The 19,199-nt window shown below is 41.7% G+C and carries 22 protein-coding genes; 21 read left to right on the top strand and 1 reads right to left on the bottom strand.

The genetic code is table 11. The features are described from left to right. The 14 genes from IC619_RS01045 to IC619_RS00980 all read left to right on the top strand — a co-directional run bounded on the left by IC619_RS01045 (position 1) and on the right by IC619_RS00980 (position 12,214). Positions 1 to 657, top strand: a complete 657-nt coding sequence (locus tag IC619_RS01045; protein WP_191138264.1) for a phosphoribosylanthranilate isomerase — start codon at positions 1 to 3, stop codon at positions 655 to 657. After that, positions 647 to 1,843: a tryptophan synthase subunit beta gene (gene trpB, locus IC619_RS01040; protein ID WP_191138263.1), complete on the top strand. Its 1,197-nt coding sequence runs from the start codon at positions 647 to 649 to the stop codon at positions 1,841 to 1,843. The genes IC619_RS01045 and trpB overlap by 11 nt, the downstream gene beginning before the upstream one ends. Continuing rightward, positions 1,840 to 2,634, top strand: a complete 795-nt coding sequence (gene trpA, locus IC619_RS01035) for a tryptophan synthase subunit alpha (protein ID WP_191138262.1) — start codon at positions 1,840 to 1,842, stop codon at positions 2,632 to 2,634. Before trpB ends, trpA begins: the two co-directional genes overlap by 4 nt. Before the next feature lie 37 nt (positions 2,635 to 2,671). Next, positions 2,672 to 3,769 carry a histidinol-phosphate transaminase gene (gene hisC / locus IC619_RS01030; protein WP_430624085.1) on the top strand — a complete coding sequence of 366 codons (1,098 nt, stop codon included), beginning with the start codon at positions 2,672 to 2,674 and terminating at the stop codon, positions 3,767 to 3,769. A gap of 4 nt (positions 3,770 to 3,773) precedes the next feature. Beyond that, positions 3,774 to 4,883: a prephenate dehydrogenase gene (locus IC619_RS01025; protein WP_191138260.1), complete on the top strand. Its 1,110-nt coding sequence runs from the start codon at positions 3,774 to 3,776 to the stop codon at positions 4,881 to 4,883. Positions 4,884 to 4,893: 10 nt separating this feature from the next. Continuing rightward, positions 4,894 to 6,177: a 3-phosphoshikimate 1-carboxyvinyltransferase gene (gene aroA / locus IC619_RS01020; protein WP_249669665.1), complete on the top strand. Its 1,284-nt coding sequence runs from the start codon at positions 4,894 to 4,896 to the stop codon at positions 6,175 to 6,177. A gap of 65 nt (positions 6,178 to 6,242) precedes the next feature. Beyond that, a complete protein-coding gene (locus IC619_RS01015; RefSeq protein ID WP_191138259.1) occupies positions 6,243 to 6,740 on the top strand; it encodes a hypothetical protein in 498 nt (165 codons plus the stop codon). 122 nt (positions 6,741 to 6,862) lie between these two features. Next, positions 6,863 to 7,990 (top strand): hypothetical protein, encoded by a 1,128-nt coding sequence (locus tag IC619_RS01010; RefSeq protein ID WP_191138258.1) that lies wholly within the window; start codon positions 6,863 to 6,865, stop codon positions 7,988 to 7,990. 141 nt (positions 7,991 to 8,131) lie between these two features. After that, complete coding sequence (locus IC619_RS01005; protein WP_191138257.1) at positions 8,132 to 8,674, top strand: YpiB family protein; 543 nt, start codon at positions 8,132 to 8,134, stop codon at positions 8,672 to 8,674. A 66-nt stretch (positions 8,675 to 8,740) separates the two neighbouring features. Next, a complete protein-coding gene (locus IC619_RS01000; protein WP_191138256.1) occupies positions 8,741 to 9,187 on the top strand; it encodes a DUF2487 family protein in 447 nt (148 codons plus the stop codon). A gap of 166 nt (positions 9,188 to 9,353) precedes the next feature. Further along, a complete protein-coding gene (locus tag IC619_RS00995; protein WP_191138255.1) occupies positions 9,354 to 9,848 on the top strand; it encodes a Rieske 2Fe-2S domain-containing protein in 495 nt (164 codons plus the stop codon). A gap of 26 nt (positions 9,849 to 9,874) precedes the next feature. Beyond that, positions 9,875 to 10,546, top strand: coding sequence for a menaquinol-cytochrome c reductase cytochrome b subunit (gene qcrB, locus IC619_RS00990; protein ID WP_191138254.1), 672 nt, complete (start codon positions 9,875 to 9,877; stop codon positions 10,544 to 10,546). 25 nt (positions 10,547 to 10,571) lie between these two features. Beyond that, on the top strand, positions 10,572 to 11,357 hold the full coding sequence (locus IC619_RS00985) for a menaquinol-cytochrome c reductase cytochrome b/c subunit (protein WP_347239742.1): 786 nt from the start codon (positions 10,572 to 10,574) through the stop codon (positions 11,355 to 11,357). A gap of 95 nt (positions 11,358 to 11,452) precedes the next feature. Beyond that, entirely contained in the window at positions 11,453 to 12,214 is a 762-nt protein-coding gene (locus IC619_RS00980) for a sporulation protein YpjB (protein WP_191138253.1), read from the top strand. Positions 12,215 to 12,249: 35 nt separating this feature from the next. Here the strand turns inward: IC619_RS00980 and IC619_RS00975 are convergent, their stop codons facing one another. Next, positions 12,250 to 13,137, bottom strand: a complete 888-nt coding sequence (locus IC619_RS00975; protein WP_191138252.1) for a YitT family protein — start codon at positions 13,135 to 13,137, stop codon at positions 12,250 to 12,252. Between the two features lie 196 nt (positions 13,138 to 13,333). Here IC619_RS00975 and IC619_RS00970 point away from each other — a divergent pair, with 196 nt between their 5' ends. The 7 genes from IC619_RS00970 to IC619_RS00940 all read left to right on the top strand — a co-directional run bounded on the left by IC619_RS00970 (position 13,334) and on the right by IC619_RS00940 (position 19,032). Next, positions 13,334 to 13,675 (top strand): nucleotide pyrophosphohydrolase, encoded by a 342-nt coding sequence (locus IC619_RS00970; RefSeq protein WP_191138251.1) that lies wholly within the window; start codon positions 13,334 to 13,336, stop codon positions 13,673 to 13,675. Positions 13,676 to 13,695: 20 nt separating this feature from the next. Beyond that, complete coding sequence (dapB, locus tag IC619_RS00965; protein ID WP_191138250.1) at positions 13,696 to 14,496, top strand: 4-hydroxy-tetrahydrodipicolinate reductase; 801 nt, start codon at positions 13,696 to 13,698, stop codon at positions 14,494 to 14,496. Between the two features lie 17 nt (positions 14,497 to 14,513). Beyond that, positions 14,514 to 14,927 (top strand): methylglyoxal synthase, encoded by a 414-nt coding sequence (locus tag IC619_RS00960; RefSeq protein ID WP_191138249.1) that lies wholly within the window; start codon positions 14,514 to 14,516, stop codon positions 14,925 to 14,927. Between the two features lie 90 nt (positions 14,928 to 15,017). Further along, positions 15,018 to 15,722, top strand: a complete 705-nt coding sequence (gene bshB1, locus IC619_RS00955) for a bacillithiol biosynthesis deacetylase BshB1 (protein WP_191138248.1) — start codon at positions 15,018 to 15,020, stop codon at positions 15,720 to 15,722. 19 nt (positions 15,723 to 15,741) lie between these two features. Beyond that, positions 15,742 to 16,866 (top strand): N-acetyl-alpha-D-glucosaminyl L-malate synthase BshA, encoded by a 1,125-nt coding sequence (bshA, locus tag IC619_RS00950; protein WP_347239741.1) that lies wholly within the window; start codon positions 15,742 to 15,744, stop codon positions 16,864 to 16,866. Between the two features lie 2 nt (positions 16,867 to 16,868). Continuing rightward, positions 16,869 to 18,080, top strand: coding sequence for a CCA tRNA nucleotidyltransferase (locus tag IC619_RS00945; protein ID WP_191138247.1), 1,212 nt, complete (start codon positions 16,869 to 16,871; stop codon positions 18,078 to 18,080). After that, positions 18,052 to 19,032: a biotin--[acetyl-CoA-carboxylase] ligase gene (locus IC619_RS00940; RefSeq protein WP_191138246.1), complete on the top strand. Its 981-nt coding sequence runs from the start codon at positions 18,052 to 18,054 to the stop codon at positions 19,030 to 19,032. Before IC619_RS00945 ends, IC619_RS00940 begins: the two co-directional genes overlap by 29 nt. Positions 19,033 to 19,199 lie beyond the last annotated feature (167 nt).

The following is a 19,199-nucleotide window of genomic DNA, read 5'->3' as shown; positions in this document are numbered from 1 at the left end:
TTGAAAAAAACAACCGTTAAAATGTGTGGATTTCAAACGAGTGAGGATGTAAAAAAAGCAATACCCCTTTCACCTGATTACATGGGTTTTATTTTGGTACCAGGACGAACACGCACCGTCTCACACACGACATTACAAAATCTATTGCAGCATGTACCCGATAAGAGTAAGCGAATTGCGGTCATGCAGAACCCTTCCTTTCAAGACGTCGCAGCGCTTATGCATGCTGTTCAAATAGATGGTATTCAATTACATGGGAACGAGTCGGTTTTGTTTTGTAGAGAGATTAAAAATCATTTCGATTTGCAGTTGATCAAAGTATTTCATATTGAGGAAGGAAAGCCAGTGCCTCTTGTAAAGGAATATTTACCGTGGATTGATGTGATATTACTTGACTATGCCAATAAAAATAAACGTGGTGGGCAAGGTGTTTCGTTTGATTGGAGGCAAATCGTTGAAGTAAAGAATCAATTACCAAGTGCTACCCTTCCGGTGTGGGTAGCCGGTGGACTTCATAGGGGAAATGTAGGTGCATTAATCGATCAATATGCACCAGATGGCATTGACCTTTCGAGTGGAATAGAGACAAACGGTAAAAAAGATAGTATGAAGATGAGACAATTGATAGACGAGGTGAGCAGAGTTGATGAAAAATGATCATTTTACACGTACGCGATTTGGTGATTTTGGTGGGCAGTTTGTAGCTGAGACAGCGATGTATGCTTTAGAAGAGTTGGAGGCTGGTTACCTGGAGGCTATAGCTAATCCAGCTTTTGTCGAAGAGCTTGGGCATTATCTTCATACGTATTCAGGACGGCCGACTCCTTTAACCTATGCCAAACGTTTAAGTGAGCAAATTGGCGGAGCACAAATTTATTTGAAGCGTGAGGACTTGAATCATACCGGTGCACACAAAATTAACAATGCACTTGGTCAAGCATTATTGGCAAAAAGAATGGGGAAAAAAAAGCTGATTGCGGAGACGGGTGCTGGGCAGCATGGTGTAGCTACAGCAACAGCAGCTTCCTTACTCGGACTGGAATGTACGGTTTATATGGGCGAGGAAGATATGGCAAGACAGCAACTCAATGTGTTTCGGATGGAACTTCTCGGAGCCAAAGTAGAGGCCGTTTCTTCGGGTACAAAAACATTAAAAGATGCGACCAATGAAGCACTCAGACAGTGGGTCGCGAAGGTAGAAGATACGTTTTACCTGATTGGTTCAGCCGTCGGTCCGCATCCTTATCCCACAATGGTTAAATATTTTCAACGCGTGATTAGTGATGAGGCGAGGGAACAAATCTTAACCCAAACGGGAAGGCTCCCGCAAGATGTTATCGCTTGCGTAGGCGGAGGAAGTAATGCGATTGGTATGTTTGCAGCTTTTTTGACCGACGAAGAGGTGCGTTTACACGGTGTAGAAGCTGCTGGTTCGGGTTTAAGTACTGAGAAACATGCAGCCTCACTCTCTAAGGGAACTCCAGGTATTTTACATGGCATGAAAAGTTACATTTTACAAGATCAAAATGGTCTCGTCTCACCCGCACATTCGATCTCTGCTGGCTTAGATTATCCAGGAGTAGGACCAGAACATGCTTTTTTAAAAGAGACTGGACGTGTTGGCTATCATGCGATCACAGATGATGAAGCGATGTCAGCGTTGGTTGAGTTATGTCAGACAGAGGGCATACTCCCTGCATTAGAATCCGCTCATGCCATTGCATATGCGATTCAAGTAGCTCAGAAGCGTTCACCTGAAGAAGTCCTAGTGGTCTGTTTGTCTGGTCGAGGTGATAAAGATGTGGAGACAATTCGACGTGTGATGGGAGGAGGAAGCATATGAACCGCATTGAATTGAGATTACGCTCAGGAAAACAACTTATTCCTTTTCTAATGGCAGGAGATCCAAACTTAGAAGTGACATTAGACTTGATTCAAATGTTACAAGAGGAAGAGGTTGCGGCTATTGAGATTGGTGTGCCTTTCTCTGATCCAACTGCAGATGGTCCAGCCATTCAGCTCGCAGCAGAGCGCTCGCTCAGGAAAAAAACTTATTTAAAAGATGTATTATTGCTAGGAAAGCAAGCACAGGCAAGAGGCTTAGATGTCCCCTTGATTCTGTTCTCTTATAGCAATCCTCTCTATCAGTATGGTTTTCAAGAGCTAATACACGATGCGCATCAAAGTGGATTTGAGGGTATCATTGTTCCGGATCTCCCCTACGAAGAAAGTTTAGCGCTTCGTGCGTTAGCTGAGTCATATGGCATAGCCGTCATTCCACTAGTAGCCCCTACATCTGGCGCTAGAATGGAGAAAATTGTAGAAGGTGCTAGTGGCTTTATCTATTGTGTTTCATCGGTGGGAACGACTGGAGTACGTACCACCTTTAATCCGGAAGTTGAGTTATTTTTAAATGAAGTACGACGTGTAAGTCCAGTTCCGATTGCAGTGGGGTTTGGCATCTCTCAAGTGGAGCATGTTCGTTATTTTCATCAACACGCCGATAGCGTAATTGTGGGGAGTGCATTTGTCCAACAAATAGAAGCTGTATCACACCTACTCACTCAATTAGAAACACGATCGGAAGGGATAAGTATGCTTCGACAGTTTGTCAGAACATTAAAATCAAAGTAAGATAAGGAGGAATAAAGGAGAGGAGTGTTATGGTATGGTGTCACCAAATGAATGGATAAAGGATACTGCGATCTATCAGCCTGGAAAGCCACTGGAAGAAGTGAAGCGTGAACTAGGTTTAACTGAAGTGATTAAAATGGCTTCAAATGAAAATCCATGGGGATGTTCAAAAGAGGTCTGGTCAAAAGGGGTGAGTCATCCAGAAGATACACCGTTCTATCCGGAAGGGGCAGCACCCGATCTCACTGAAAAAATTGCAGAGCATATTGAGACGGACCCAAGTCGTATTCTACTTGGGAACGGAACCGATGAAATTGTTAAGATGTTAGCCCAAGTATATTTAAAGCCTGGAAAAAACGCGATCATGGCTGATTTCACATTTCCTCGCTATGAAATGGTTACAAAAATGACGGGTGCCGATATCGTGAAAGTCCCATTGTCCGATGGGTGTCACGATCTAAAAGAAATGGAAAATCGAATTAATGCGGACACGCAAATTGTATGGATCTGTAATCCGAATAACCCTACAGGTACGATCGTCGATCGTGTTACGATCGAATCGTTTTTAGAACGTATACCGCCACATGTTTTGGTTGTCATGGATGAAGCCTATCAGGAATACGTTACACATCCTGATTATCCGGATACGATTGCACTCATCGATTATAATCCACAGGTTATCGCGCTTCGTACATTCTCTAAAATATATGGGCTTGCTTCTTTTCGTATCGGATATGCAGTCGCCCACCCTAGTGTGATACAGATGCTCAACCGTGTACGCGACCCTTTTAATACCAATCGCTATGCACAGTCAGCAGCTTTACATGCCTTAACAGACCAAACATTTGTTTTGTACTGTCGTAATCAAAACCGTTTAGGAATGAAGCAAATTACATCTCAATTAGAGAAATGGGATCTCTCCTATTATCCATCACAAGCCAATTTTATCCTGATTCATACGGGTTTTGCTGGAGATGACGTTTTTAATCATTTACTGAGAGCTGGCATAATTGTTCGATCTGGACAAGTATTAGGTTATCCCACATCTATTCGGGTAACGATAGGAACAAAAGAGCAAAATGAACTTTTCTTACAAGCCTTTGCAGCTTTTTTAAAGGAGAAAGGGAAGATATAAGATTATGTCAGACCGTGTTGCCATTTTGGGAGTGGGCTTGATTGGTGGCTCACTCGCACTGGGATTGAAGGAAAGAACCAATTGTGAAGTGATCGGTTTTGATCGATCATTGGAAGATTTACATTTTGCTAAGCTCATTGGTGCTTTAGATAGGGGAACGACAAGTTTAGCAGAAGCTGTTGTGGATTGTGACTATATCATCATTGCACTTCCAGTGCGTATGATTAAAGTCATGATGGAGGAGTTAGCCGCCTTATCGTTGAAACCAGGTTGTGTGATTACGGATGTTGGAAGCACAAAAATGGAAGTGATGGATTACCGTCATCTATTTGACCATCAGCAAGTTGTTTTTATTGGAGGGCATCCTATGGCCGGTTCGCATCGTTCGGGGATTCAAGCGGCACACTCCCTCTTATTTGAGAATGCTTATTACGTTCTAACCCCCGGGGATGAAGCTTTACAACCTGAAGTGGATCGATTACAAGCTTTACTTAAACCAGCAACACATGCGTTGTTTATTCAAATGGAGCCTAGGCACCATGATCGTGTGGTGGGAGCGATTAGTCATCTTCCCCATATTATCGCATCAGGTCTGGTTAATTTGGTAGGAGACTATAACCAAGAAAGTGGTTTTTTTCACCGTCTGGCTGCGGGAGGATTCCGCGATTTAACTCGAATTGGTGCTAGTGATCCCACGATGTGGCAAGATATTTTACTTACCAATCGACATGAGATTTTACGGATTATGGAAGATTGGTTACGACAGATGGCATCATTTCAAGAGGCGATTGCCACTGAAGATGATCAAAAAATTATTTCATTATTCACCCGATCAAAGCAACTGAGAGAACGGTTGCCAGAGCGAGACCGAGGTATTTTAGCTCCTCGTTATGAGTGTTTTGTCGATATCCCAGATCACCCAGGTATGATTGGGAAAGTAGCCGTACATTTAGGTGATGCACAAGTTAGCATACGAAACATAGAAGTGATGGAAAATCGTGTTGACCATCCGGGTGTACTCAGACTAACATTTAAAACGAATAAGGATCTATTAAATGCGATTATGATCTTACGCAGTGTTGGATATATCGTATTTACAGGAGATGAGCTTTAGGAGGATGAGCATGTTAGAAACAATGCGAATAAAACCCTTTCAGAAAAGATATACCGTGCCAGGTGATAAATCGATCTCTCACCGTGCTGTTTTGTTTGGAGCAATTGCCAAAGGGAAAACATACATAGACGGCTTTTTACATGGAGAGGATTGTCTAAGTACTGTTTCTTGCTTACGACAGTTGGGCGTAGACATTCAAATGGAAAATGAGAGCAGTCTTGTGATTTATGGTCAAGGAATAGAGGGCTTACAATCACCGTTGAAACCACTCGATGTAGGGAATTCTGGTACAACGATTCGATTAATGCTAGGCATACTAGCTGGAACGAAAGTGAGTGCTGTATTGGTTGGGGATGAATCCATCGCTAGACGTCCCATGTCACGAGTAGTAGAGCCTCTACGACTGATGGGGGCCCAGATTGAAGGTCGTGAACATGGAAGATTTACGCCTCTTACCGTTCAAGGGAGCCGCTTGTCGGGCACGCACTATAACAGTCCAATTGCATCTGCTCAAGTTAAATCAGCTTTACTACTGGCAGGACTTCAGGCTGAGGGCAAAACAGTGATTCGGGAGACGATTCATTCACGTAATCATACTGAAATGATGTTACCTGGGTTTGGAGTAGAAGTGATTACAAATGGGTTAGAGGTGATGGTGCCAGGAAAGCAATCTTTAATTGGAACCCATGTTAAAGTGCCTGGTGACCTTTCTTCTGCTGCTTTCTTATGGGCAGCGGCATTAATGGTACCAGGTAGTCGAATGACGGTAGAGGATGTGGGCATTAATCCGACTCGCACAGGAATTTTAGACGTGTTTGTCCAAATGGGTGCAACAGTGGAAATAGAACAGACTGGAGTGTGGTGTAATGAGCCCATTGGTAACGTAACCGTATATGGAGACGATCTGAAGGGTGTAGAAATTGGCGGGACACTTATACCACGACTCATTGATGAAATCCCGATATTGGCAGTGATCGCTGCGCAAGCGAATGGAAGAACAATTATCAGAGATGCTTCTGAGCTAAAAGTTAAAGAAACAAATCGAATCACCACTACAGTGATGGAACTACAAAAGATCGGTGTTAACATTTCGGAAACAGAAGATGGTATGGTGATTGAAGGCGGAAATGAAATTCAGGGCGGAATGTGTAGTAGTCATGGTGATCATCGTATTGGGATGGCGCTTGCGATAGCAGGGTTGGCTGCCAGAGATGGTGTGCGGGTGAATGGAGCAGAAGCGATCAAAGTATCGTTTCCCAGTTTTGAATCAATTATCACACAATTATCAGTTTAGATCGCTTAAAAAAGCGGTCTTTTTTATGGGTACATGCATACCCCTTATAGTGAGGTGGTTGGTTGATGTGGAGAAAAATAGTACGCTTATGGGTGGAAATGACTGTCATTTTGACGATTGTAGCCGGTTTGAAACTATGGATTTTTCCTTTTTTTATCCAGTTATGGTTGCCTGATATACACCTTCAATCGATTTTAATGGAATGGACCGCAGTGATCATTGGCGTAATGGTTGCTTTTATATATATCGGGTTTGGCTCATCTGCAAAATTTGTTTATCAATTACCTTTGTCCATTGGCATAATCATATTTGTCTTATTTCACCTTATATTTATCATTCCTTTTCATCCGTTACTCACTTTCGTTGGAGAGGTGTGGAATCATTTTATGCGTGATGTAACTGCACCACTTCTTCGAAACTCTGTGATCAACGACAGTATGGTATTCATAAGTTATCTCGTGCTTTATTGCATTGGATTTCAAGTACATGTTAAAACGGAAAGCGCAGATACAGAGAAAGTGCCCCAAAAAATGAGAAGCAGAACGCGCGGTTTTGATTCATGACAACAACCTTTTTTTACAATTAAATTAACCATTCCTGTCAGTTTTAAATATGATATTTTAAGTCTATCTTTCGCTTATTTAGACCAGAATAGTAATAGGAAAAAAGCGGAAGGAAGATTGTTATGCGGATGGCTGATTGGTTATCTTATACGGATATTGAGCAATTAAAATCAATGAATCGATACTATGGTTTTGACCAAGAAACCAAACATTCCAAGTATGAGTTAATCCGTGTATTACTGCAAACCATCGGGAACGAGTGCTTTGTGCATAAAAATTATGATGAACTGGAACAGGATGCGAAGCGATTTACACAATTAATTATTTTAGACACCAGCCTCTCCTTCACGATGGAAGAATTACGTGCTAAAGCATCAATAGCTGGTTCTGCCAAACCACAAGCTTTAATTCGAGATACCATAAAGCGGGGATGGTTATTCCCAGGTTATACGCACCAAACACAATATTTATTTCATGTACCACACGATGTGCGTAAGCATCTTCTTAGTCGATTGGCTACTTCTTATCGCCAATCTCCTCACATATGCAAATATACACCAGCTATATATCGAGATGAATCTCATTTATTACATGTTGACTTTATCCAGTTTCTACATTTCATAAAGACAGAAGTCGTCAAGACGACACATAGTGGGGCAATCTATAAAAATCAACAAAAACAGCTTTTTGCTCAATTTCAAATCGAAGAAGAGGTCATAACAAAGAGAGGTCCCCGTTTTGGTTTTGGTAGAAGATATCATGAATATCCAGATCGTTTCTCTTTCATTTATGATTATGCATACTATGGTGGTTATATCAGGGAAAATCTTGACGGAAGTTTAGGTTTAACAGAAGCAGGGAACGGGAAATTACATGAAAATGAAGAAGAAAATTTAAAGGCTATGTACCGCTTTTGGATTCGTTTATACCGTAAGCCGATTCAGCAACTCCCGATGGTCATTCGTTGGATTGGCTTACTAGGTTATCCAGATTGGATTGAACAAGAATCTGTTTGGCTAGCGGTTAAAAATTGGCTTACCCCTTATTTTTATCTCAATCATGAAGCACTCTTTCAAAAAGTGATTAAAATGTTACTTCATCTTGGCGTGATTAAGGTGGGGATAGAAGATGAGATCACTTATCTCACGCTTACCCAATCTGGCCAAAAATGGATGCAAGGAGTGTCTGCATTTCGTGAAAGAGAGATCGAAGATCATTTTATTCAACAAAATTTAAAGCAGGAAAAATAACCATAGAGGTCGAATTGATTATTACGTAAACACAAGCAGGGGGGTGTTTTTTAAATGCTCCCTATGAACCACAAAGAAAATTGATACGCACCTTTAAATAGACATAATATTCAATTTAATTTGTTTATGAGGAGGAAGGGCATGCGTAACATGATTTCGGTTGCAGAAAAAAAGGAATTCATCAATTGGTTTCTGGAACATTATGAGTTACAAAAAAAAGAAGCAGCGTGGTTACTCAGCTATCTATCCTCTAATGAAAAACTGTTAACAAAAGTCCATTTTGTTGAACATACACGTCATTTAGCGCGCTCTCTTATCATTTCCACAAAGTGTAGTAATATGGCGGCTTTTAAATTTATAAAAAACAAACGAGTTGGATCAGATGTGGAATCCGCTTTTTACGATATACGATCTTATCCACACGACGACTTATATATCGGTTTGTATTTTAAAGATCGGACGGTCTGTTCAAAATATGCTGCTGTATTGGAGGTACATCCCATGCGTAAACATGAGATCGCACAGGATCATTTGCTGGAGCTCTTCGCAGAAATGATTCTTGATCAATCCATAAAAACATATAGACAACATACTTTATATGAACAAATCGATCAAGCTCTAGTAGCTGGAGATCGCGATGCTTTTATGCAACTTTCCAAACAATATAATGCATCACTAGAATGATTCATTCAATTTAGGTATAATGCTCAGCAGAGACTGAGCATTTTTTATTGGAAACGAGGGATAATAATGTTATTAGCTACAATGAAGCAAGAAGAATGGAAACAACATGCATCTTTTGTAGATACTTTATGTTTACCGGTCTATGATGTGCGTATAGAAGGAAAACAAATTATGATGGATGCTGCTAAAATGGTGGAAGAGATTGCTGTAGGGATTGAGAAACGCTTAACCGGTCGTATGCTCCTGTTACCTGCTATTCCTTATACAGGCGGTGATATGGATCTCTTTAAGCATTACATCGAGCATGTGCTACAAACTTTCCAAGCTGCTGGTTTTTATCATTTTATATGTATTACCGATCAAAAAATTCAACTTGAAATGCCTACCGATTCGATGATTCAATTTTTGCCCTACATAGTAAAGACAGAGAACGTGAATGACGAAGAAGCGCGCACTGCTGAAATCGATCTCCTCTATGCGCAGATTTTAGAAAACTGGCAGAAGCAAGTTTAAAAAGATTGACAACGAATTGTCGTTTGATGGTCACAGTCATTTTCTTGACTTTTACTAGGGCTATTGGCTATCATGGTAAATGTCCTAGTAAAAAATGTATTCGTCTTAGCAAATGGTTCCGCTCCGAATGGACGGTTAAGCCGTATAGAAGGAGGTCAGACGAGTCGTGAGTAAGAAAGTATCCCGCCGTCAGTTTCTGACTTACACGTTGGGTGGAACAGCTGGTTTCTTCGCTTCAACGATGCTATTCCCTATGGTACGCTTCGCCATCGACCCTGTTTTAAAAGAGGGCGGCGGCGTAGGCTTTGTCGAAGCTGGATTATCTGAAAAAGATGTTACAGATACACCACAACTGATACACTACGATGTAGAAGCCGTAGATGGATGGTACGAGTTCATAGAAAAGCGTACTGCTTATGTCTTTAAAAATGACAAAGGCAAAATTGTAGCCCTGTCACCAACATGTAAGCACTTAGGTTGCACAGTGAACTATAACGGTAACCCCAAATTTAAGAATGAATTTTTCTGTCCGTGTCACTTTGGACGCTACTTCAAAGATGGCACAAACGTACCCGGTACGCCACCACTTAAACCGTTGGATGAGTATGAAACCAAGATTGAAAACGGTAGATTGTTGATCGGACCGGTAGTAAAAGCATAATGAGCATGGATCGGAGGTGTGCGTAAATGTTGCGCGCCATATATGACTGGGTAGATGAGCGTTTGGATATTACGCCAATCTGGCGTGATGTTGCCGATCATGAAGTGCCGGAACATGTCAATCCAGCTCACCATTTTTCAGCATTTATTTATTGTTTTGGTGGACTGACATTTTTTGTTGTTCTGATTCAGATTTTGTCCGGTATGTTTTTGGCGATGTACTATGTTCCAGATATCATCAATGCCAATGAAAGTGTTAAATACTTACAAGATGAAGTTGCAATGGGCGCAATTGTGCGCGGAATGCACCATTGGGGAGCAAGTGTAGCGATTGTGATGTTATTCTTGCATACCATGCGTGTATTCTTTACAGGTTCCTATAAAAACCCACGTGAATTGAACTGGGTAGTAGGGGTATTAATTTTCTTTGTGATGTTGGGGCTTGGTTTAACAGGTTATCTCTTACCGTGGGATAATAAGGCTTACTTTGCTACAAAAGTTACCATTGAGATCGTGAACTCGGTTCCGTTTATCGGTGAGTATATTGGCCTTCTTCTACAAGGTGGAGATATTGTAGGAGCACAAACGATTGCACGTTTCTTCGCGATTCATGTGTTCTTCCTTCCAGCAGCATTATTAGGTTTATTGGGCGCTCACTTTATTATTATTCGTAGACAAGGTATTTCGGGCCCACTATAAGGTCTACGCGTGAGGAGGGATCCACTTGTCGCATAAGCATGATGGTAAAATGGAGCAAGTTCATTATGTGGGAGACTCACGTGTACGTGCGAAGAAGGACAAATTTCGCACACCAGATTACGCTGAATTCCCAGGGAATAATGAAGCATTTTTACCAGACTTTTTGTTAAAAGAATGGATGGTTGGGGCTGTATTTTTGGTTGCGTTTATGACTTTGGTTATGGCGCATGTACCTGCAATTGGTGAAGTTGCTGACCCGACTAATTCGAGCTTCTTACCAGTTCCGGATTGGTATTTCTTATTCTTATATCAAATATTGAAGTATAAATGGGCATCAGGTGACTTTAACTTGGTTGGACTCTTATTACCTGGTTTTGCTTTTGGTGCATTACTACTCGCACCATGGTTAGATCGCAGTAATGAGCGTCGGGTATTAAAACGCCCGATTGCGTCATCGATCATGATTCTTTCACTGATTTCCATCATTTATCTCACATGGGCAGCAGAAGCGGAGCATATTGAGCAACTCGAATCGGCTCCACCGGAAGCGCCTGAAACGACAGATGTAGTGGCGGTAGAAGATGAAGGATATAAGTTATACTCTGAAAGTGCGTGTATTACTTGTCACGGTGAAAACTTAGAGGGTAAAAATGGTCCAAGTCTACTTGGAGTTGGAAATTACCGCACTGCAGAAGAAATTGATCGCTATATTGTAGAAGGTAAGAACGGCATGCCGGCTGGTATGTTTCAAGGAACACCCGAACAAAGAGAAGTATTAGTGGAATGGTTGTTAAAGCAACAACAAAAATAATAGATGAATGACAAAAAACCTAGCTGCCTAAGGCAACTAGGTTTTTTGTCATAGAAAGGGACAACCTTCATAGTCATAGAGTAGGAGGGTTGTTTATGAAGTGCCTAATCACTTTTATGGCTTGGTTTCATCTGTTTGGGGGATCGCTCAGTCCTGCGTTTGAGCAAGAAAATGAAGATTGGTTACAGCGGGCAAACAGCGTCGCAGCGGCTGTTGAACAAGAAGATTATGAAACGGCACGTACGAAGCTAAAGCAATTATCACATCGCTTCTCTCAGTCACAATTAGCGGATCAAAATTTAACTGTAAGATCGATACGGGAATTGGCTGATGTGATTGTACAGTTAGAAAATCACTTAAATCAACTACGTCCAAATCCTTCAGCTATTCGGGAGGCGACATGGCGTTTACAATTCGCTTTTGATGCAGTTGCGAATCCCAATCAGCCACTTTGGAAGGAGCAAGCGTACGATCTGCAATCGCAATTAAAAAAGGTAAAGGAAGCCATCTCCACAGGTGATCAAAAAAAAATAAAGCGAGAGTTAGATCGATTGGATCTGCAATACCAACGCATCCGCCCAGCTTTATTGATCGCCAAAAGTCCCCAAATCGTCAATCATGTAGAAGGATTGCTTCGCTTTCTTCGATCGGATGAAGCCATATCTAAAAAGATGAGAGTGGTTGAGCAACTAGAGGATTTAATGTCACCCATTTTTCACGGCAGTGAGCAAGAAGTGTATGCCGCAATCGGCTTTGAAATGTTGTCGATAAAAATGATCGCTTTGACCATAAGCGTTGTTGTAGCTGGTGCGCTCGCTTATATTAGTCTTAAAAATTATCGCCACAAAGTGCCCTAATGAAGATCTCATTTGGGCACTTTGTGGTTCATTACCTAGGATGGTGTGGTTCCGTTTCCATTGATTTTATCAAAAGTAAATCCTTCTCCTAGCACATCGCGCGCATCATGTACGACCACAAATGCGTTCGAATCGAGCTCATTGACGATTGCTTTTAGCTTAGGGAGTTCATTCGGTGCAACGACAACATAGAGCACCTCTTTTTCTTTCCCGGTATAACCTCCTTGTCCCTTTAATAAGGTAACGCCTCGGTCCATCTTTTTTGTAATGGTTTTGGCCAATTTTTGTGGTACATTTGAAATGATTGTGGCTGCTTTTGAGGCATTGGCACCTTCGATCACAAAATCGATGACACGAGCACCCACGAAGATAGCCACCAATGTATACATCATCTTATTTAAGCCAATTACAGGAACAGACGACAAGATGATGGCAAAATCAAGGATAAAAATGGTACGTCCAATACTTAACGCAAAATACTTATTCGCTAAGCGTGCAATAATATCAACGCCACCGGTCGTTCCTCCTGTTCGGAAAATAAGACCTAGGCCAGCGCCAACAAATACGCCGGTGTACAGTGCGGCTAGGAGGGGGTCCGTTATCGTCGTTCCAATTCTACTACTTACATCTTCAGTAAGCTTTAGTGAAATAGTTGAAAATAGGATGCCAACAATCGTATAAACAAAAGTTTGTTTACCAAAAACTTTAAGACCGATGAAAATCAAGGGGATGTTTAAAATAAAAATGATATAAGCGGGTGTCCAATCAAACATATAATAAAGTAGAATGGCAATACCCGTAAATCCCCCTTCAGCTAGTTCATTAGGAATTGCAAAGTAGTTGATTCCAAATGAAAATAAAAGAGTACCAATAAAAATCAATAAAATATTACGCGCATGAAACAACAACTTATTGTTTTTCATTTATAATCCCTCATTACTCCATAACATTTCCATACCCGCTATATTATACATGCCCATTCCTACTACTTCAATGCAAGAATGATTGAGATATGATGTAAGATCAGGTAACATGATAATGTGTAGGAATCACATAAGGTTCGTGTATAGAGATCTGAAGATCTATCAACTTTCACAGAGATGCGAGGATGATCTTATAATGGACAAAGAAAAAACGATACAAGCCATGCAGTCTGAAGTAGACCAATATATCTCTCAATTTAAAGAGGGTTATTTTCATCCTTTATCTATGCTGGCTCGCATGACGGAGGAAGTAGGAGAGCTAGCACGTGAAGTGAATCATCAGTACGGTGAAAAAAAGAAAAAAGGGGAAGAAGCGGAAAATAGTATTGCGAACGAACTAGGGGATTTAATGTTTATTGTGATCTGCTTTGCAAACAGTTTAGATATTGATTTAGAGGAAGCGTTTAAGCAGGTGATGTTGAAATATCAAACGCGAGATCAAAATCGGTGGACACCGATTGATGAAGAAGGGTTTTAACTTAAAGAGGAGAATTCGAAATGGAAATAAGCGTAATTGTTGCAGGTGCCACGGGACGAATGGGACAAGAAGTCGTTCGCATGATTGAACAAAATGATCATCTTCACTTGGTGGGCGCGGTATCACGTTCCAATGTAGGTAAGGATATCGGAGATATAGTGGGCCTTGGAAAATTAGGCATCTTATGTACAGCCTCAGTGATTCAAACACTTGAAGCCGTACAAGCGGATGTATTGATTGACTTTACAACACCTGAACACGTAAAAGTTCATGCCGAACAAGCGATATTAGCTGGCGTTAGACCTGTGATCGGTACGAGTGGATTATCAGAAAAGGATATCGAAAGTTTGAGTCATCTAGCACGGTTGTACAAAATTGGTGTTATTTTTGCCCCCAATTTTGCGATAGGAGCTGTACTTATGATGCAATTTGCAGCAAAAGCAGCGCTGTACATGCCGCACGTTGAAATCATAGAGTCCCATCATGATCAGAAATTAGATGCGCCTTCAGGAACAGCAGTCAAAACAGCAGAAATGATTGCTAGAAATCGCTCTGAAATCAAGCAAGGTCACCCCGACGAACAAGAATTGATTGATGGAGCTAGAGGTGCTATGATGAGCGGCTTCCGTATCCACAGTGTTAGGCTTCCTGGCATGGTGGCCCATCAGGAAGTTATTTTTGGTGATCAAGGACAAACCCTCACGATTCGCCACGATTCAATTCATAGAGAATCTTTTATGCCTGGCGTAAAATTAGCGGTTGAAAAAGTGATGGAATTGGACTACTTCGTGTATGGCTTAGAAAATGTGCTTGATTTCTAAAGGTGAGGTGCAAAACATTGAAAATCGCTTTAATTGCGCATGATCGTATGAAAGAGACGATGGTCCAGTTTGCCGTTAGTTATGAACCCTTGTTAAAACAACATCAATTATATGCAACTGGAACAACCGGAAAACGGATTATGGAAGAGACCTGTTTAACCATACATCGTTATTTATCAGGACCGCTTGGTGGTGATCAACAGATTGGTGCAATGGTAGCCCAAAATGAAATGGATTTTATTGCTTTTTTTCGGGATCCATTAGCAGCACAGCCACATGAACCGGATATTTTAGCGCTTTTACGATTGGCAGATGTGCATAATATTCCAGTTGCAACAAATTTAGCAACTGCTGAAGTGCTGATTCGTTCCATTGAGCAGGGGGATTTAGCTTGGCGTAAAATGATACATGGTCATAGGCGTGTCGATTAAGCAAAACGAGAAAGTCTGTTATGGCGGAGTAGTCTTACGACGGTCAAATCGATACGCCTGATAGGGATCAGTCTTAAGGGAGAGTGTTTCATGAAGCATACAGAAGTCGACATATTAGCATTTGGTGCACATCCTGATGATGTCGAAATTGGCGTAGGAGGCGTTTTAGCGAAGCATAGTCAAGCCGGATTTGTAACAGCAATCTGTAATTTAACAGAAGCAGAGTTATCCTCAAATGGTACCGTAGAAACGAGACGAAAAGAGGCGAGTAGAGCGGCTGAAATCTTAGGTGTAAAAGAGCTGATCAATTTAAAATTGCCGGATCGATCGATACGTAACGTTCCTCATCAAGTGGAACGATTAACACAAATGATACGTCGTTATCGTCCTAAAGTGGTGTTGGCACCTTACTTTGAAGACCGTCATCCGGATCATGTCACCTGTAGTCAAATGGTGGATGAGGCTGTATTTGATGCTGCGATCCGTAAGCAACGGACCTCGGGTGGTGAAGCGGCACACCGAGTGAAGCATGTTTTCTATTACTTTATCAATGATATCAAACCAGCTGATCTGATTATTGATATTAGTGATGTATATGAACAAAAAACGAAAGCCATTTTAGCTTATGAGACGCAATTTAAAAGAGAAGCTGGAGAAGTAGAAACCCCTCTTAATGGCTCTACCTATTTGTCGATGATGCGAGGCAGAGATCAATTATGGGGGAACCAAATACAGGCGGTGTATGGTGAAGGCTTAAAAACGCGCAAGCCTCTCACATCTAGCTTTCTCGTATAATGGAAGAGGAGGAATCTTTGTGCGTATTGGTATTACATGCTATCCGAGTCATGGTGGATCAGGAGTGGTAGCGACTGAGCTTGGTAAACTACTAGCAGAACGGGGACATGACATCCATTTTATCACGTATGATATGCCCTTCCGCCTGGGGAGCTTTCATCAAAACATTCGTTATCATGGTGTAGAGGCCAATCGATATGCGGTGTTTAAATATCCACCTTATGATCTCGCTTTAGCGAGTCGGATGGCACAAGTCGCTAAAACTTATGATCTTGATTTACTCCATGTTCATTATGCGGTTCCCCATGCTATTGCAGCCGTCTTAGCAAAACAGATGGTAGGAGATGACTTGAAAGTCGTAACGACGCTTCATGGAACAGATATAACCGTACTGGGCGAGGATTCATCGCTAAAGGATGTAATCTGTTTTGGGATCACACACAGTGATGCTGTTACAGCTGTCTCCAACAGCCTCGTGAACAAGACACATCAATTGTTTTGTGCCGACACGTTTATTGATCGTATCTACAACTTTGTAGACACGCGTATCTATTATCCGCGGGATGTAACTTTCTTGCGTGAGAAATATATTTATCCCAATGAAAAGTTATTATTACATATCTCAAATTTTCGTTCAGTAAAAAGGCCGATGGATGTCATTGAAACTTTTAATCGTGTACAAAAACATGTGTCATCCCGGCTCTTATTGGTAGGTGAAGGGCCTGAATTACCGAGAGTGATGGAGAGAGTGGAAGAATTAGGACTTCAGTCACGGGTGATATGCCTAGGGAAACAAGATGAAGTGTCTCAGCTGGTATCGCTTGCAGATTTGTTACTCTTACCATCAGAAAAAGAAAGTTTTGGTTTGGTAGCATTAGAAGCGATGGCATGTGGGGTACCTACTGTTGGATCAAATGCGGATGGGTTACCAGAAGTTGTGATTCATGGAGAAACCGGTTTTTTGGCTTCGGTTGGAGATGTGGATGAGATGGCTCGCTGGGCTGTCCAGCTCCTAAAAAATGATGATTTACACCATCAATTTTCACAGGCTGGTCTAAAACGCGTAAAAAATGAGTTTTGCGGAAATAAGATCGCGGAACAATATGAAGCTGTATATCAGCGTGTATTAGCAGGAGAATTTTAAACATGTACCACCTAAAAGAGAAGGCTTATCTACTGCTTCATTCATTAGAGAAAGCCGGGTATGAGGCGTATTTAGTAGGCGGTTGTGTTCGAGATGAAGACTTACAAAAAAATCCGAATGATTATGATATCACGACAAATGCCACTCCTACGGAAGTGATACGTATTTGTGAGCATACCATACCTACAGGATTGCAACATGGAACGGTCACAGTTGTGATTGAAGGTGATGCTTTTGAAGTGACCACCTTTAGAGTGGAATCGACTTATCGTGATTTTCGCAGACCCGACTCTGTTCAATTTGTTTCTTCTTTAAAAGAAGATTTGGCACGTCGTGATTTCACTTTTAATGCGATTGCTGAAGATCGTCATGGGCGACGCCATGATTATTTTGGTGGTATTTCAGATATTGAAAATCGCGTGATTCGTACAGTAGGAGATCCAGTCGAACGTTTTCAGGAGGATCCGTTACGTATTGTACGGGCTGCCCGCTTTGCTGCTAAACTGGGCTTTCAAATCAATCATTCATGCTATGAAGCGATGGTACAGTGTGCACCGCTATGTATCCATCTATCAGTCGAACGTGTGACGGCCGAATTACAAAAAATGTGGGAATCGCCTTACCCTACTTTGGGCCTACGCTTATTGTTTGATACGCCGCTATGCAACTATTTGCCACCTTTTCATTCTTGGGAAGTTCATCAGGTGAAAATCAAAGATGTAGATGGCATCAGAAACCCGCTGTTTTATTGGCTCTATCTCTTGTTCCTGTTAGATATCAAACCAGTGGACATCGAAGAGCGCTTAACGGCATTTCGCTTACCTAATCGGATCAAGAAACAACTACTTGTCGCTTTTCAATTGATCATAAAGCCAATCGGTGCGACTTCTATGGCTTGGAAAGAAGCCATGCTGACATACGACCTATCTACACTGTTCGTTGTACGTCAATTTTATGAACGGATTTGGATGCAGGAAGCCGTTCCGACGGAAGAGGACTTGAATCAATGGTATGCAGAAATGCCCATTCACCATGTACGGGAGCTCGTAATCGATGGAGCCTCACTACAAAAAACTGTCAATCGAAAAGCCGGAGCGTGGTTAGGTCGGACTCTAAAAGCGCTATGCAGACGAGTTGCACTAGAAGAGATTGCCAATGATGAGCAGGTATTGCTGAAGGTAGGTTATGAAATTGGAAAATCGGATCAAGCATGAACTCATTCGGCTCTTATTGCAAAACCGATCTCATTTTTTATCGGGTGAAGAGATGAGTAAACAGATCGGATGTAGCCGTATGGCGATTTGGAAACATATTGAGGAATTACGTAAAGCCGGTTATGAGATTGAAGCGAAGCCACGTAGCGGGTATCGACTGCAAGTAAATCCAGATCGTGTATCCGCTGCGGAAGTTTCCGCCCATTTGACAACGAAACGATTGGGGCGACATATCACTTATTTAGACACAACCACTTCTACGCAAACGGTAGCGCATGAATGGGCGAAAGAAGGAGCGCCAGAAGGTGCAATCGTTATTGCAGATAATCAGACGGCAGGGAGGGGGCGCCTGGGACGTAATTGGTTTTCACCTAAATCAGCGGGGATTTGGTTCAGTTTGATTTTGCGTCCACAAATCGATTTACAAGCAGCGACCCAACTTACTCTGCTAATGTCTGTAGCGGTAAGGCAAGCCATTCAAAAGGCGACTGGATTATCCCCACATATAAAATGGCCCAATGATTTACTGATTAATGAAAAAAAGATATGCGGTATATTGACGGAGCTACGGGGTGAACAAGATCAAATTCATTATGTTGTTGTGGGAATGGGTATGAATGTGAACACACCATACACAATGTTTCCTTCAGAATTACAAAATCAAGCTAGCTCGCTAGCCATTGAAACAGGGCATCAGATGGACCGTGCGCCACTGATTGCAACACTTCTTGCTGAAATTGAGGCTTTGTACGATGAATACTTGACGGATGGATTTTTGCCGATCAAATTAAAGTGGGAAGCAGGAGCTGGAATGCTCGGGGAACGTATAACGGCTCGTACAGCTAAAAATACGGTATCTGGGATTGCAACGGGACTTAGCTCAGAAGGTGCACTACTCATACAATGTGATGAGAAAACGATTCCGATATATTCAGCTGAAATCGAAGTTTGATGTCAAGGGATAAATATGGCTATCGTGCAGATAACCATTGAAATTTTGTTGAATTTTCGTTACGATAAAGTTATGTTGGGTGGTATCTTAGTGTGAGAGCTACACCAATATAAATGTGAACGCTTACTTTTTGAATTAATTCTGCTTCGAGCCATTGGGACGGGGAC

The organism is Polycladospora coralii (assembly GCF_014773435.2).
Taxonomy (GTDB): Bacteria; Bacillota; Bacilli; order Thermoactinomycetales; family Thermoactinomycetaceae; genus Polycladospora; species Polycladospora coralii.
Note: the sequence above shows the minus strand (reverse complement) of the source record. Positions and strands in the feature narration are given on the sequence as shown.

Excerpts from the sequence above, each read along its gene's own strand:
- trpB (WP_191138263.1), top strand. The coding sequence starts at position 647 with ATGAAAAATGATCATTTTACACGTACGCGATTTGGTGATTTTGGTGGG.
- trpA (WP_191138262.1), top strand. The coding sequence starts at position 1,840 with ATGAACCGCATTGAATTGAGATTACGCTCAGGAAAACAACTTATTCCT.
- IC619_RS01025 (WP_191138260.1), top strand. The coding sequence starts at position 3,774 with ATGTCAGACCGTGTTGCCATTTTGGGAGTGGGCTTGATTGGTGGCTCA.
- aroA (WP_249669665.1), top strand. The coding sequence starts at position 4,894 with ATGTTAGAAACAATGCGAATAAAACCCTTTCAGAAAAGATATACCGTG.
- IC619_RS01015 (WP_191138259.1), top strand. The coding sequence starts at position 6,243 with ATGTGGAGAAAAATAGTACGCTTATGGGTGGAAATGACTGTCATTTTG.
- IC619_RS01010 (WP_191138258.1), top strand. The coding sequence starts at position 6,863 with ATGCGGATGGCTGATTGGTTATCTTATACGGATATTGAGCAATTAAAA.
- IC619_RS01005 (WP_191138257.1), top strand. The coding sequence starts at position 8,132 with ATGCGTAACATGATTTCGGTTGCAGAAAAAAAGGAATTCATCAATTGG.
- IC619_RS01000 (WP_191138256.1), top strand. The coding sequence starts at position 8,741 with ATGTTATTAGCTACAATGAAGCAAGAAGAATGGAAACAACATGCATCT.
- qcrB (WP_191138254.1), top strand. The coding sequence starts at position 9,875 with ATGTTGCGCGCCATATATGACTGGGTAGATGAGCGTTTGGATATTACG.
- IC619_RS00980 (WP_191138253.1), top strand. The coding sequence starts at position 11,453 with ATGAAGTGCCTAATCACTTTTATGGCTTGGTTTCATCTGTTTGGGGGA.
- IC619_RS00975 (WP_191138252.1), bottom strand. The coding sequence starts at position 13,137 with ATGAAAAACAATAAGTTGTTGTTTCATGCGCGTAATATTTTATTGATT.
- IC619_RS00970 (WP_191138251.1), top strand. The coding sequence starts at position 13,334 with ATGGACAAAGAAAAAACGATACAAGCCATGCAGTCTGAAGTAGACCAA.
- dapB (WP_191138250.1), top strand. The coding sequence starts at position 13,696 with ATGGAAATAAGCGTAATTGTTGCAGGTGCCACGGGACGAATGGGACAA.
- bshB1 (WP_191138248.1), top strand. The coding sequence starts at position 15,018 with ATGAAGCATACAGAAGTCGACATATTAGCATTTGGTGCACATCCTGAT.
- IC619_RS00945 (WP_191138247.1), top strand. The coding sequence starts at position 16,869 with ATGTACCACCTAAAAGAGAAGGCTTATCTACTGCTTCATTCATTAGAG.
- IC619_RS00940 (WP_191138246.1), top strand. The coding sequence starts at position 18,052 with ATGAAATTGGAAAATCGGATCAAGCATGAACTCATTCGGCTCTTATTG.